The following is a 14,114-nucleotide window of genomic DNA, read 5'->3' as shown; positions in this document are numbered from 1 at the left end:
CAAGTGAAAGAGGAAGCCGGCTTTTGTTTTGAGTTGAGTCATGATACATGAACTGCAGCTGTTTTTTGGAAACGATGGAAGCTGCCGGTGACTGTAATAACGACAATAGCCGGCAGTAACCATCCGAGCCCCTGACTGTATAGAGGCAAGGATTGTTCATAGAAAGCCACAATAGGCTGCATCCAGCTGAAATACGCTATTCCCAATGAATCACAGAGCGACTTGAGACCATCAAAGATACTAATCAAAAATGTAACAGCGATGGTTGAACGATAAACCATCCGTGCATGATGGAACAATGGAGACAAAAATGTCAAGAGCATCAGGACAATCGCCAGTGGATACAAGAACATCAGGACCGGCACAGAATAAGTGATGATGTTTGCCAATCCGAAGTTCGCAATCACAAAGGTCAATGTTGCAAAGAAGATAACCAGTACCTTATAACTAATCTGCGGAAACAGTGTATGAAAATATTCCGCATTGGCTGTCGTCAGTCCGATTGCAGTCGTTAAACACGCCAATGTGATGGCAACCGCAAGCAAAACAGAACCAAATGTGCCGAAATAATGGGAAGCAGCGTTGCTTAAAACCGGTCCGCCAGTTTCAAAGACTCCGAAAACTTGTGTACTCGTTGCCCCCAAGTACGCAATTCCGATATATATTGCTCCAAGCAGCAATATGGCAATACTGCCTGCCTTGACCGTTGTTTTGAGAATGTCAGTATTGGATGTTACGCCCATTGCCCGGATGGCATTAATGACAATAATCCCAAATACCAGTGATGCTAGTGCATCCATTGTATTATATCCTTCAAGGAAACCAGTTATAAATCCTCCACTTTTATACGCTTCCTGGGGTGCTTCCATCGCTCCCATCGGATTGATAATTACCGTAACAAGAAGAACCGCAAGCAGAATAACCAGTCCAGGTGCCAAAAACTTTCCGACATTATCAACAAGCTTGGCAGGTTTTAATGAAAACAAAAGAACTACACCGAAAAACAGTAATGTGAAAATAAATAATCCCATTTGTTGTGACGATTCATTTATAAAAGGTGATATACCAACCTCATACGCAACCGTCCCTGTACGGGGAGACGCAAAAAATGGCCCAATTGTTAAATAAAGCAGTGACGTGAAAATCACACCATATATCGGGTGGATACGACTTGAAAGTTCCTGCAGATTACGGCTTCCGGAAAAGCTCATCGCAATGATTCCAAGCAGCGGCAATCCCACTCCCGTCATTAAAAATCCAATCATCGATGGCCATAGATTTGTTCCAGCATTTTGGCCCAGCTGTGCTGGAAAGATTAGATTTCCAGCCCCAAAAAATAGTGCAAACAGCATGAAGCCAATTGATGCGTAAGATGAAAAGGGCAGTTTTCCTTTCATGATGTGTCCTCCTAGACTATATACATTCCTTAGTTATATGCAATATATTGATGAAATCTATCATACTATCTTCCATTGCAAAATGCAATATATTGCATAATGTTTTTTGTCGATTTACGACATTAAAAATACCAGTCCATTTCCCTTTTTATAAAAGGGTTGGCTGGTATTTTTTCGAATCAGTTATCACACATATTACTTAGAAGTGATGGTCTAGTCGGAATAATGAAGGTCTGCTTCCCCAAACCTTTCTCCGGATAAGCGCCTTTTGTGCAATCGCTTTGTTACATATAATGCTTTAAAATTGTTTATTTTCTACAATCGAATAAGTTCACACCAAGTTGGAACAATAAATTTTAGATTATCTTTGTAGCATTGGAGTGAGTTATCCCGTGATCAATAAAATAATTATGTTTGCTATCTTGATCTTGCCTTGGTTCACCTGGTTTTTCACTAGCCCCGAAACACGAAAGAAGTATATGCCTGTAACTATTTTCACGTCATTATTGATGACAATTATCTTTCAAATAGCCTATACATATAAATGGTGGATCATTCATGAACAGATTGTCCCGTGGGGATATATGATTGATGTAAGCTTTGTTTATGGAATTTTCTCAGTCGGCACATTTTGGATATTCAGATTAACATCACACAAATTCATACTGTATACAGCTGTAAATTTAATAATGGATGCATTTATGGCTTTTGTCACTCTCCCTTTGTTGGGTGTTTTAGGTATAGCCACATATGAAAACATGTCTCCCTGGCAGTATTTTTTAGTGATGTTTGGTCTATCATTCGTTATTTACGGTTACCACAAATGGCAACAAAAAATATACAAATCAGATTAACCTAGAACGTTTTAATGTTCCGCTTCGGCAGTACATATCCATGCTTTCGGAAAACTTCTTGAATACCGTGTCGAACTCATTGCGAATCCTCATCCATTGGCTGTTTAAAACGATTGAAAACCGCTTTTCTTCCTGCTTGAATAAATGATGCGCTTTCATTTCTGCGTCATCATTATGCCCCTCCGAGATAAATTCCATAAAAAAATGCTTACCCTATTCGAGATAAGCGACCGATAACAGAATACCTATTTATTCAAAATTTCGCTATTAAGTATCTTTATCCCTTGACTTTTTAAACCAATGCACAGGATTCAAATATTTTCTATAACGCTTGATCAATTCCTTGCCAACAATAATACAACTAACCCAAAATGCCACTTCTCCTAACACGGCGAATAAAGAAGCCATGATAACTTTTGTGTTTGTAGGAAGAGAGGTGAAGGGAATAACCAAAGCAACGCCATACAAAATGCATGAAAGAACAAAAAGGAGCATTCCAGCCCTATTCATTGTTTTTTTCAGTTTTTGATTTTGGGTGTACTGTTCTTCTTTTCTATAATCGCTCATAAGGATCCCCCCCCCTTGTGTTATCGGTAGTTTAAAGTCATGAACCAGTTTCAGTTAAAACTCATGGAAAACGGGGAGGGCCTTTTACATATCTTCCGCCATTTTCTTCCCATATTTTGTTTCCACAGCTTCAAATTCTTCATCACTAGCTGGATAGGTTTTTTTAACAAAAATAGATAAGATAATCCCAATGATTGATACAACAGCAATCACTAGAAAAGCAACGTTTACACCGTGAATGCCAGGGTTTGAGATTGATGAGGCTTGCTGGGCGTTTTGTGCCGTCATCGTCATAATCGTAACGAGGATCGCGGTCCCGACGGATGCTGCAATTTGCCGCATCGTATTATTCATAGCCGTACCATGTGGAATCAATTTTTGTGGCAATTGATTCAAACTGGCTGTCGTCACCGGCATCATTACCATCGAGAACCCAAACATGCGAACAGCATACATGACGATCAGGAATGATAACGTCGTTGTTGTGCCCAGGAAGCCAAAGGCCAAGGTTGCGCCAGTCATAATAAGCAAACCAGCAAGTGCCAACAAGCGAGCTCCAATTCGGTCAAAAATCCGTCCTGTAATCGGAGACATCAATCCAGAAATGAGAGCACCGGGAAGAAGAACGAGCCCGGATTCCATCGCTGTGAAACCTCTCATGTTTTGCATATAAAGCGGGATTAAGGTTTCCGATCCAATCAAGCCAAGGAATGTAATCATGCCAATTACTGTTCCAATAGTAAATATTTTGTGTTTGAACACCCTGAATTCCAACATCGGATGCTGCATGCGTAATTGCCGCAATATAAAGACGGCCAGGGTTAAAGCACCAGCTGCGAGAATAGCAATGGTCCTTCCGCTATCCCATCCATAGTTGCCGGCACTTGAGAAACCAAACAAAAGTCCGCCAAAGCCGACAGAGGATAAGATAATCGATGTTATATCGAGTTTCGGGTACGTGAGTTCAGTCACATTCCTTAATATGAAATAAGCAATAAAGATAATTAAAATAGCTAAAGGTAAAATAAGCAGAAATAAAAATCTCCAAGAATAATGAGACGTCACCCATCCGGACAAAGTCGGTCCAATAGCTGGCGCAAAAGAGATAACGAGCCCGATGTAGCCCATCGCTGCACCTCGTTTATTAACAGGGAAGATTAATAGGAAAACCGTCTGCATGAGCGGCAGCATAATCCCTGCTCCAGCTGATTGAATAATTCTTCCTACTAACAATAAGCCGAAATTTGGTGCAAGCCCTCCTGCAACCGTTCCGACAGTGAATACACTCATTGACGCCATAAACAGCTGACGTGTTGTAAACCGTTCAATCAAAAATGCAGTGATGGGGATCATGACCCCATTGACAAGCATAAAGACTGTGGTTAGCCATTGAGCTGTATTAGCGGAAATATTCATTTCATCCATGATTGGAGGAATAGCTGTTATCATAAGTGTCTGATTTAAAATCGCAATAAATGAACCCGCAAGCAATAGAGCAGCCATTAATGTTTTATTATAAGGTTGCATCGTCATTTATATCCCCCTACTCTTTCAATAAAAGTCATGTAACTGTCAAATTATACTTGATATAAGGGTAACTTACAACCATTATATTTGGAGGAATCCCCATCAACATTAATCCAACCAAGGCAGACAGCCCAGCTAAGATAATCATTCTTCTTGGCCCTTTTTTTTCAACAATCTAACCAACCCAACCCTTACTCCCTTGCTTTCCTGTAAAATAATACCCACAAATGGAAGGAGGGGATCCTTTGAAAAACAATTGCACTCTGTTAAGTATCATCGGCATTGTTGCTTTCCTTTTCATCGCCTCTGTCGTGTACAGCCTTGTGAATGAAAATGATCCCTTTGAGTACTACACAGGGTTAGGCGATTCTATTTCTATCTCACCGGATGATACAACCCTAGCTTTTTCATACTATACGAACGGAAATGAAGCCATTTACAAAGGGGATATAGAAAGTAAGAATGTAGAGAGAATAACAGTTCCAGAAGAAAAAGGCCATCGCAAACCACAGTTCTCACCAGATGGCGAAGGTTTGTTATATTTAGCTTCCAATAATGACGGGGTTCAAACAATGTATTACAGACCTGACCTAAATAGTGATGAAACCATACAGCTTACAAAAGCAGCTACCCATGTGTTCAGTGCCGCAATTTCTCCTGATGGCAGTAAGGTGTATTACATCGCCATGCCATCTGAAGATTTTCTAAAGCCTGAGGGAGAACAGGAGAATGGAGCAGATTTATATTCCGTACATATAAACGGCAGTCAACCTCAGAAACTAACAGATAAAGATGCTTTTGCTATGACCGAACTATCAATTTCTACCGATGGAACGACCCTTTATTATACTGCCTTTCACGATAGGAAACAGCAGCTATTCTCTTACAACATAGAGAATGGAACAGAAAGCCTGTTTTTGCCAGAGTACACGTCAGACGATATCTATCATCCTGTTCTTTCACCTGACGAAGATCGATTAGCTTATACGGCTGTAGCAGATAAATCAGAGAACGGTACCTTTCAGTATGAGCTCTTTTTAATGGATATTTCCAACGGGGATTCAAAAAGACTGACAGACTACAACGCATCTGTTACGTCTCCATCCTTTTTTCATCATAAAAACCGAATTGCTTTTCTCGCGGAAACCAACTGGCCTAGTGAACCGTAAGCCTACCAGATTATGACTGTCTCTTATGATGGCAAGGATGCAACCCCCGTAGAACTGGATCTACCTGAATCCAGCAACGACATGCAGCCGGGAGCTATTGCCGATAAATTAGTAAACACGATAACAATGTCAGGGCTCTATGTACTACTGTTCAGCTTGTTAACCGTATATCACCATTCTGTGTCCAATAAAACATATTTTCCAGCCATATTAAGTGCCATACTGACCGGAATCGTTTTCTTAAGTTCCTTTGCTGCGGTAGCTTTTTATAATGCATGGGCGGGTATCGGGATATTTATGTTAGCTGTCACGTTAGGTGGCTGCACGGCCGTGATCTTTATGTTTGCGCTTATTTACAGCAAATTTGTTAAACGTTAATCCAATGTTGTAGCACCGCCACCGATTAAGATAGACAATCACTTCTATTAGAAAGACAATAATGCTTAAGTCAACCGCTCTTTATGCGGTCTGTAGCTGCCGGTATGAGCGAACGGTGCCTGGCACTGTTCGCTAATGATAGCAGAAAATGGAGATGGGGACTATATAGGGAAACTTATAAAAAGTGTTTGAATTTGAATAGAGGTACTTTCCCAAAATCAACTTTTGGTTATGCTACACGGTACAATCTGAAACTGAAACAAGACCAACTATCTAATATTGAGTCCGTAATAATTTTATAGTTAATAACATTCATATTTAGTACTTGAAAATAATCCAGGAATTTACTTAATAAATATTTTATGTTTTCCTTCGTCTTGTCATGGCCTCCGAAATCAGTCCAGTGAATCGTTCCTGCTTCCATTATCGGTTTTATTTCTTCAAAAAATCAGATTTTATATATAACTGTTTTGGCATGGCCAATCCCCCCATAAGATGAGGTTTATCTTTATTTTTGCCACTTTCATCAAAAAACACCATGACATCTAAACAACTTGACATAGAATCTCCCTTTACAAGATATTTACTCAACTTTCGCAGCTAAAAATTATTTGTAATCCCTTGATATAACTGGGATCTCCTAAGAATTAATATTAAAAAATCACACAAAAATACATCCCAATTTGGTAAAATATAGTCACCACAACCATAACCAGAAAGGGATGTATTTATGGCTATTATTTTACCAGAATCTGAACCAAAAAACGAGGCTAATTCTTATATTTCACGCTTTTTCAAGGAAAATAAACTTGGGTCACTGCTTAATCAGGCGAACATTCGAAAAGCAGATGGATTTTCTCCCGTGTTCCTCCTCCAGTTCTTTTTTTCGCTTGTCCTGCACGGCAAGAACCTTTATCGAATTCTTGATTCAGACCGTTTATCAGATGCTCCTAGAAAAGATACAGTTCACCGTTTCCTCAACTTTTCTGGAGGCTTATTTTTAAGAAATTCGACAACACGAAACAGGAATGAAATCTCAAAATATTTACTGGTGTTAAAAAATGTGCCGGCAGATCCCAGTCCATGCTTTAACCCGTCAAACACCGGTGATGACCGATCAAACTCAATGCCTTTCCATGAAGCGACCATTTCCAGTTTTTTTATTTTAGTTCCATAACTGACGGAATCTGGGTACAAGTAATACATAAACAGTAGGTCAATAACAAACTTATAGACATCCTCTGATTCCTCGGCTACTGCTTTTTCAATTTATCATCGAAGGAATTCCCTGATTCATCGGGCCGTTCGATAAAAATCGTGCGGAATCTATCAATATTGCTATCAGTCCATATAGACTCCCCTTCCCATATCAGTGACCTGTTATCTAACAAACAATTACTTTTCCATTTTTCTGCAGCGTCATAAACGGCTTTTCGATCATTCTTTTCATTCTCATGAAATATCGCCATCGATCCAACCACCTAGGAATTTTTTCTTATTTCCAATTCTACTATAACAAACAAAATATTCCAAAACCACACATCATTCTAAAGGTATACAAAAGATAGTGTACCTTTAATAAACACACCAAAAGCACGAATGTTTCAAAACTTATCAACACTCGTGTCCCCTATTTATTTGTGGATTGCCTTAATTGCCGTCAGCTGTTTGCCGGTGACTTTTTTCTTTTCCCTAACCATACATCGCCACCTACTTCATAAATGTGTGTCACTCTATGATCCGATTGATAGCGTCTATTTGTTGCCAATTTGTTCCTATCTTTACAAATTCTTAATAGCCAATTAATAGTTAATTAAAATTCACCTCCTATAATTATAGATGAATCAAATAATAGGGATTATGAAAGGAGCAGGTAAACATGTCTGGGGAAAAATCTATCGATGAGCTGATTCAAAAGTTAAATGAAGAAACCTTACAAAACAATGTTGATAGACGGGGATTTCTTGAGGGTGCGGGAAAAATTGCTGGTATATCCCTTGGAATGATAATGGCGCAATCAATAGGTGGACTTAAAGTGGAAGCAGCTCCCAGATTCAGCAGCTATCCGTTCTCGCTCGGGGTTGCCTCCGGAGATCCGTTATCTGACAGTGTCGTTTTATGGACAAGATTAGCTCCCGAACCTCTTAACGGAGGAGGGATGCCTATGCATACTGTTCCTGTGAATTGGGAGCTAGCTAAAGATAAACATTTTCGTCATATTGTTCAACGTGGAACAGAGCATTCAAAACCTGAGTTAGCCCATTCCGTTCATGCGGAAGTCGATGGACTGCAGCCTGACACGGTCTATTTCTATCGTTTCAAGACCGGAAATGAACATAGCCAAGTAGGAAAAACGAAAACACTTCCTTCAAATGGAGCTCATGTATCTAGTCTGACCTTTGCATTTGCTTCTTGCCAGCAATACGAACACGGATACTATACTGCTTACAAACATATGGCAAAAGAAGAACTCGATCTTGTTTTCCACCTTGGTGACTATATATACGAATATGGCCCAAATGAATATGTTGCTGGTACAGGCAATATCAGAAGCCATAACGGTCCGGAAATCAAGACACTGGAAGATTACCGCAATCGCCATGCCCAATATCGTTCAGACGAGAATCTGCAAGCGGCTCATGCTGCTTTCCCATGGGTCGTGACTTGGGATGATCATGAAGTGGAAAACAACTATGCCGATACCATCCCAGAAAAAGGACAATCCGTGGAGGAATTTGTTAAACGGCGTATTGCTGCCTACCAAGCATATTACGAACATATGCCTCTTCGCAGATCATCGATGCCACATGGTTCAGATATGCAGCTATATCGACGTTTTTCTTATGGTGACTTAGCAAACTTCTTTGTACTGGACACCCGACAATACCGTTCAGACCAAGCGAACGGCGATAAAAGTTCTCCGCAAACACCGGAGTCGATGGATCCATCCCGCAGTCTTCTAGGCGATGAACAGGAAGATTGGTTGCTCAATAACCTTAGCCAATCACAAACAAATTGGAACGTGATGGCACAGCAGATATTCTTTGCGAAACGTAACTATGGACCAAGTCCGGATGAACCTTTATACAGTATGGATGCCTGGGATGGTTACATTCCTTCCCGTCAGCGGATAACGGACTTTGTTGAGGGCAAAGACATGGATAACCTCATTGTACTTACAGGGGACGTTCATGCTAACTGGGCGTCCAATTTAACCGCAGATTTTGATGATCCGAATTCACGCGTATTCGGAGCTGAATTTGTCGGAACATCGATTACTTCAGGTGGAGATGGAGCCGACAAGCGAGCAGATACTGACAAGATTTTAGAACAGAATAAACACATTACATTCTTTAACGATTATCGTGGCTATGTTCGCTGCCAAGTTACTCCGAATCAATGGAAAACAGATTATCGTGTGATTCCATTTGTCTCAAAACCGGGTGCAGATATCTCTACAAGAGCTTCCTTTGTATATGAGAAACATCCAGAAGGTCTTAAAGAAGTATCTACAACAGCAGTACCAGAAGGAAAGATAATGTCTAATGAAGTTGAAGAAAATCGTAATCAGGCCCATGACAGAGCACATAAAAAGCAAATGAAGAAAAAAGGAGAAATTGTGCCGAATTAAAGCCACGCGTATCTCAGTTAATTGACGAATAGAAAGGAGTAGGGTGAATGATCTCAAATATCGGGATTCCAGGATTGATTTTAGTTCTCGTCATTGCTCTGATTATTTTTGGCCCGTCAAAACTACCGGAAATTGGCCGGGCATTCGGAAAGACTTTAACTGAATTCAAAAGTGCCACGAATGAGCTGATGACGGGTGAAAATAAAGAAGAAAAAAAGGAAAAGACCGGCTTAACGTCCGCGAAGAAAGAACAGGATAAAACAGTAAGCTAGAGAAGAGTGGGCGGGGAAACCCCGTCCTCTTTTAAATGAAGAGGAGGTTCACGCCATGGAAAATAAAAACTTAGCGATTGTCAATCATTTAGAGGAACTTCGCAACAGAAGAAGGACGCCTTCTTTTTCGAGAAGCGCGCCCTTATTTCACCCGAAAAATGTTGTATGAAAAGGCCACTTTAATGTCATTAAATCGTGCTTCACTTTATGGAGTGTTAGCCCTTCTTCCTCACCTCCACCTGTTGATTGGTAGTCCCACTCATCTGGGGCATCTGTCAAATCACTCCGGTAACATAACTCTACTAAATTCTTCTATAAATTCTTCATAATGAAGTTGGATGGCAATTCGCGTTTCTCCTGCTTTACTTGCTGGCCGATAGTCAATATAGGACATCCCTTTTGCTTCAATCCCCTCAACCACATTTGCATCATAGTATATGTAATCAACGATGGCAGGATTTTTAATCACCATGATGGTAAGAAGATCGTGAATAGGTGCACCTTGAATACCCGGTACAGTTTTTTTATAAAATTCGTAGTAATATTCAAAGACTGGCTTGATCATGAAGGCATAGATGTTTTTCTTGTTTTGAGAAATAGAGTCAACGATATCCGGAGTAAGAACAGCAAATTGGGTGGCATTTAACGGAGTAATCGTCAGGTTATGTGCAAACTTAAGCACGAAATTAGATGAAGTTGGATCACCAAAAAAATTTGCTTCTGCCAGTGCCGTTACGTTACCTGGAACAAAGAATGCACCACCCATCACATAAAAGGAATGAACCATTTTTAATTGGTCGGGAAACAGGATAAACGCAGTTGCCAGACTAGTCGAACGTCCTGTGTCTACAATAATAAGCTCATCTCTATATCTTTCTATGATGAGACGAATAGTATCAAAAGGATACGTTTGGTATTGCATATTACTAGGAGGCCGTATCGGACCGATTCCTTCACCATGAATTTCAGGGTAAAACGTCACATCTTCCTGCTGCACCGGTTGGGAGGCGCCAGGAATAATCGGAATGTCATTTCTCCCCGCTAATTGCACTAAATGGGCAGCATTGGCTGTAGCCTGTTCTTTTGTCACATTCCCATAACTGCTGACGATACCAACAAGCTCGATTTCAGGATCCAGCATGGTATACATAATTGCCAAGGAATCATCTATTCCAGGATCACAAAATAAAAGAATTTTTTTCGTGATGAAAATCCCCTCCTTCTATACTATACATATTACAAGGTTCAAGAAGCATGCCTGAAACAGTGATGTGCAGTACGGTTTGTGTCAACACATTAATCCGATAGTGAGGGAATAACCACCCATTTCGGTATGGGACAGTAAACCCGTGCCCTTTTTATATAGCGACAAAAAGCTGTACATTGGCGTTAAAAACTATTATTATAGACTATTAGGTTAATTTCTTCTACTGATTATTTTTTCGTAAATTTGTAAGCGAATTCATTCAGTTATAGGGGGAACCTGGTCAAAGCTGAACATCACGAGATTTCATTCCAGGGGGATACATATGCTTAACATTCTTGAAAATATTAATTCCGTTCTTTGGGGAAAACCGAGTTTAGTTTTATTAGTGGGGACTGGATTATTTTTAACGCTTATTCTAAAGGGTTTACAATTTAAGAAATTGGGGTATGCGCTTAAATTAGCTTTCTCAAAAGACAAAGAGGCAGATGGTACAGAGGGGGATGTCAGTAACTTTAAAGCCTTGATGACGTCACTTGCCGGAATGGTAGGCAATGGTAATATTGCTGGTGTCGCAACCGCCGTGACATTGGGAGGCCCGGGAGCTATATTCTGGATGTGGATCGTAGGACTGGTTGGAATGGCAACGAAATATGCAGAGGCATTACTTGCGATGAAATATCGAGTGAAGAATGCAGAGGGGGAATATTCGAGCGGCCCGATGTATTATATCGAACGTGGAATAGGAAGAAAGTGGAGGCCTCTTGCTGTTGCATTTGCTTTTTTCGGGGCATTTGCAGCACTCGGAATCGGTAATAGTGTACAGTCAAATACTATTGCCGATGTGATGCAAAATAGTTTTAGCATCAATGGAATAACCACAGGAGTGATTCTTGTCATCCTGACCTCCTTGATTATTTTTGGGGGCTTGCAGCGGATTAGTTCTGTAGCCGGGGTGTTTGTACCGGTAATGGCGGTCTTCTATATTATTGCATCCCTTATTATTCTTGGATTGAATTATGATAAAATTGTCCCCGCCTTTTCCTTGATATTTACATATGCGTTTCATCCACTCCCAGCGGTTGGTGGCTTTTCCGGTATCGTTATATCAGAGGCTATCCGTAATGGTGTATCCAAAGGAATTTTCTCGAACGAAGCAGGGCTCGGCACCGTTGCATTAATTGCTGGTAACGCCAGGACAAGCCACCCGGTTAAACAAGCATTAGTTGCCATGACTGGTACATTTATCGTAACGATTATCGTTTGCACCATGACAGGTCTAGTCTTACTTGTCACAGGTTTTTGGGATACAACCGGGGGATTACTATCTGGCGTAGCACACGATGCAAGCCTTGATGCAGGCGCCCTGACAAGTGCGGCATTTGGTTCCTCATTAGGTGATATCGGTGAATATATGGTGTCCATTTCCGTTGTTTTCTTCGGGTTTTCGACCATTTTAGGCTGGTATGTTTATGGGTCGAAATGCTTTGAATACTTATTTGGTTTAGGTTATATGGGTATTTATCGTTTGATTTATGTTGGTGCTACATTCATTGGAACCATTGCCAAATTGACAACCGTCTGGGCGTTTGCTGACATGGCGAATGCATTGATGATGATACCAAACTTAATCGGCATTTTGCTTTTATATAAAGTGGTTGCCAATGAAACGAATGATTATTTTCATAACTTTTATGAACAAGCTAAGTAGATTTGTTAAAGCGAATAGAAGCGAACGGATCGAACAGTGCCTGGCACTGTTCGCTTCTGTTCGCTGCACTTTTTTTAATAAAAGGATAGATTCTTCCTAACCCCTTTACCTTTCCGCATGCCATTCCCTAACCTTCTTATCCGATGGCAGCAAGAATGTAACTATTCCAAGCAATGGCAATAACGAAATCGCAACCATGGTCGGTGTTAATCCGATTAAATCAATTAATGAACCCAGTGCAACGGAACCAATTGCTCCCATACCAAAAGCCAGTCCGACCGTTAATCCGGACATGGTGCCAATCTTGCCCGGTATTAATTCCTGGGCATAAACAACGGTTACCGAAAAGCTCGACATGACGATGAGACCGAGTAATCCTAGTAGTATAATCGCACCAATTGCACTTGCGTATGGCAAAATTAATGCTAGTGGTACCGCAGCCAGCAGCGAGAATAAAATGACATTTTTCTTACCAAAGCGATCTGCCAGCGGGCCGCCAAGAAAAGTTCCAATGGCGCCCATCAGTAAAAATGTAAAAATATAGAATTGCGACTCTGCGATGGACATTCCATAATTTTCAATCGCGTAAAAAGCGTAAAAGTTGGAAATGGCCTTGGCATACCATGTTCGGGCAAAAATAATAAATATAAGTACAATCAGCGCATTCCGTATTGCCCTAGACACATTTTTATCGACTTTTTCCTTTTGCTCCGGTTGTTTCTTTTTAACGACTGTGGGAGTCATTGCTGCATACCACCTGGCAATGTAAATTAGAAAAATCACTGCCAGGCCAGCAACTGCCGTAAACCATATCACACCAAATTGTCCCAAAGGAACGAGGACTAAAGCGGTTATAACAGGTGCCAGTGCCTGACCGGAATTGCCACCTACCTGATAAATAGATTGTGCAGTACCACGACGCGGACCTGCTGCGAGATAGGCCACACGGGACCCCTCAGGATGGAAAATCGCCGACCCCAATCCAATAAACAGAACACTGACAAGGATGGTCCAGAAGTTAGGAGCAAATGCTAACCCGAATATCCCGACCATACTGCTTGCAAGCCCCAATGGCAAAGCAAAAGGCATTGGCCGTTTGTCGGTATACATCCCCACCACCGGCTGCATCACGGAAGCAACCATGTTCAATGTAAAAGTAATGAGACCAAGCTGTGTAAATGTTAAGCCCAATGACTCTTCCAAAATCGGAAAAACGGCAGGAATAACAGCCTGGAGTGTATCGTTTAACATATGACATATGCCAATGATAAATAAAATGGAGTAAACCGTTTGATTATGTGTTTTTGTTTTCATGTTATTTGTTGCAGCAGCCATATTTCTCCTCTATTCCAGTCAGTTTAAAGCGAACGGTACCTTCGAACGGTGCCTGGCACTGTTCGGTGC

The 14,114-nt window shown here is 40.8% G+C and carries 13 protein-coding genes; 7 read left to right on the top strand and 6 right to left on the bottom strand.

Annotated elements, in window-relative coordinates; translation table 11 throughout:
• Nucleotides 1-38: 38 nt before the first annotated feature.
• Nucleotides 39-1,397: a branched-chain amino acid transport system II carrier protein gene (gene brnQ / locus ACFSUO_RS11845; protein WP_382394310.1), complete on the bottom strand. Its 1,359-nt coding sequence runs from the start codon at nt 1,395-1,397 to the stop codon at nt 39-41.
• Nucleotides 1,398-1,876: 479 nt separating this feature from the next.
• On the opposite strand from brnQ, the gene ACFSUO_RS11840 reads away from it, so the two are divergent.
• Nucleotides 1,877-2,251: a hypothetical protein gene (locus ACFSUO_RS11840; RefSeq protein ID WP_382394308.1), complete on the top strand. Its 375-nt coding sequence runs from the start codon at nt 1,877-1,879 to the stop codon at nt 2,249-2,251.
• Between the two features lie 267 nt (nt 2,252-2,518).
• On the opposite strand, the gene ACFSUO_RS11835 is transcribed toward ACFSUO_RS11840, so the two are convergent.
• On the bottom strand, nt 2,519-2,818 hold the full coding sequence (locus ACFSUO_RS11835) for a transporter suffix domain-containing protein (RefSeq protein ID WP_382394306.1): 300 nt from the start codon (nt 2,816-2,818) through the stop codon (nt 2,519-2,521).
• A gap of 84 nt (nt 2,819-2,902) precedes the next feature.
• Nucleotides 2,903-4,351: an MDR family MFS transporter gene (locus ACFSUO_RS11830; protein ID WP_382394304.1), complete on the bottom strand. Its 1,449-nt coding sequence runs from the start codon at nt 4,349-4,351 to the stop codon at nt 2,903-2,905.
• Between the two features lie 239 nt (nt 4,352-4,590).
• Here ACFSUO_RS11830 and ACFSUO_RS11825 point away from each other — a divergent pair, with 239 nt between their 5' ends.
• From ACFSUO_RS11825 to ACFSUO_RS11815, 3 genes are all read left to right on the top strand, one after another.
• Nucleotides 4,591-5,514, top strand: coding sequence for a TolB family protein (locus ACFSUO_RS11825; protein ID WP_382394302.1), 924 nt, complete (start codon nt 4,591-4,593; stop codon nt 5,512-5,514).
• Nucleotides 5,515-5,526: 12 nt separating this feature from the next.
• A complete protein-coding gene (locus ACFSUO_RS11820) occupies nt 5,527-5,892 on the top strand; it encodes a hypothetical protein (protein ID WP_382394300.1) in 366 nt (121 codons plus the stop codon).
• Between the two features lie 730 nt (nt 5,893-6,622).
• On the top strand, nt 6,623-7,069 hold the full coding sequence (locus tag ACFSUO_RS11815; protein ID WP_382394298.1) for a hypothetical protein: 447 nt from the start codon (nt 6,623-6,625) through the stop codon (nt 7,067-7,069).
• A 76-nt stretch (nt 7,070-7,145) separates the two neighbouring features.
• On the opposite strand, the gene ACFSUO_RS11810 is transcribed toward ACFSUO_RS11815, so the two are convergent.
• Complete coding sequence (locus tag ACFSUO_RS11810; RefSeq protein WP_382394296.1) at nt 7,146-7,361, bottom strand: hypothetical protein; 216 nt, start codon at nt 7,359-7,361, stop codon at nt 7,146-7,148.
• A gap of 410 nt (nt 7,362-7,771) precedes the next feature.
• Here ACFSUO_RS11810 and ACFSUO_RS11805 point away from each other — a divergent pair, with 410 nt between their 5' ends.
• Both ACFSUO_RS11805 and ACFSUO_RS11800 read left to right on the top strand, forming a co-directional pair.
• Nucleotides 7,772-9,523 (top strand): alkaline phosphatase D family protein, encoded by a 1,752-nt coding sequence (locus ACFSUO_RS11805; RefSeq protein ID WP_382394294.1) that lies wholly within the window; start codon nt 7,772-7,774, stop codon nt 9,521-9,523.
• 47 nt (nt 9,524-9,570) lie between these two features.
• Nucleotides 9,571-9,795, top strand: a complete 225-nt coding sequence (locus tag ACFSUO_RS11800; protein ID WP_382394292.1) for a twin-arginine translocase TatA/TatE family subunit — start codon at nt 9,571-9,573, stop codon at nt 9,793-9,795.
• Between the two features lie 280 nt (nt 9,796-10,075).
• On the opposite strand, the gene ACFSUO_RS11795 is transcribed toward ACFSUO_RS11800, so the two are convergent.
• The gene (locus ACFSUO_RS11795; protein WP_382394458.1) at nt 10,076-11,008 is read right to left on the bottom strand and encodes a nucleoside hydrolase; all 933 of its coding nucleotides are present in this window, start codon (nt 11,006-11,008) and stop codon (nt 10,076-10,078) included.
• Nucleotides 11,009-11,324: 316 nt separating this feature from the next.
• Between ACFSUO_RS11795 and ACFSUO_RS11790 the strand changes: the two genes are divergently transcribed.
• Nucleotides 11,325-12,710, top strand: coding sequence for an alanine/glycine:cation symporter family protein (locus ACFSUO_RS11790; RefSeq protein ID WP_382394290.1), 1,386 nt, complete (start codon nt 11,325-11,327; stop codon nt 12,708-12,710).
• Nucleotides 12,711-12,815: 105 nt separating this feature from the next.
• On the opposite strand, the gene ACFSUO_RS11785 is transcribed toward ACFSUO_RS11790, so the two are convergent.
• Nucleotides 12,816-14,045 carry an MFS transporter gene (locus ACFSUO_RS11785; RefSeq protein WP_382394288.1) on the bottom strand — a complete coding sequence of 410 codons (1,230 nt, stop codon included), beginning with the start codon at nt 14,043-14,045 and terminating at the stop codon, nt 12,816-12,818.
• Between the last annotated feature and the right edge of the window lie 69 nt (nt 14,046-14,114).

This window comes from Lentibacillus juripiscarius, from assembly GCF_042685205.1.
Lineage (GTDB): Bacteria > Bacillota > Bacilli > Bacillales > Amphibacillaceae > Lentibacillus > Lentibacillus juripiscarius.
Note: the sequence above shows the minus strand (reverse complement) of the source record. Positions and strands in the feature narration are given on the sequence as shown.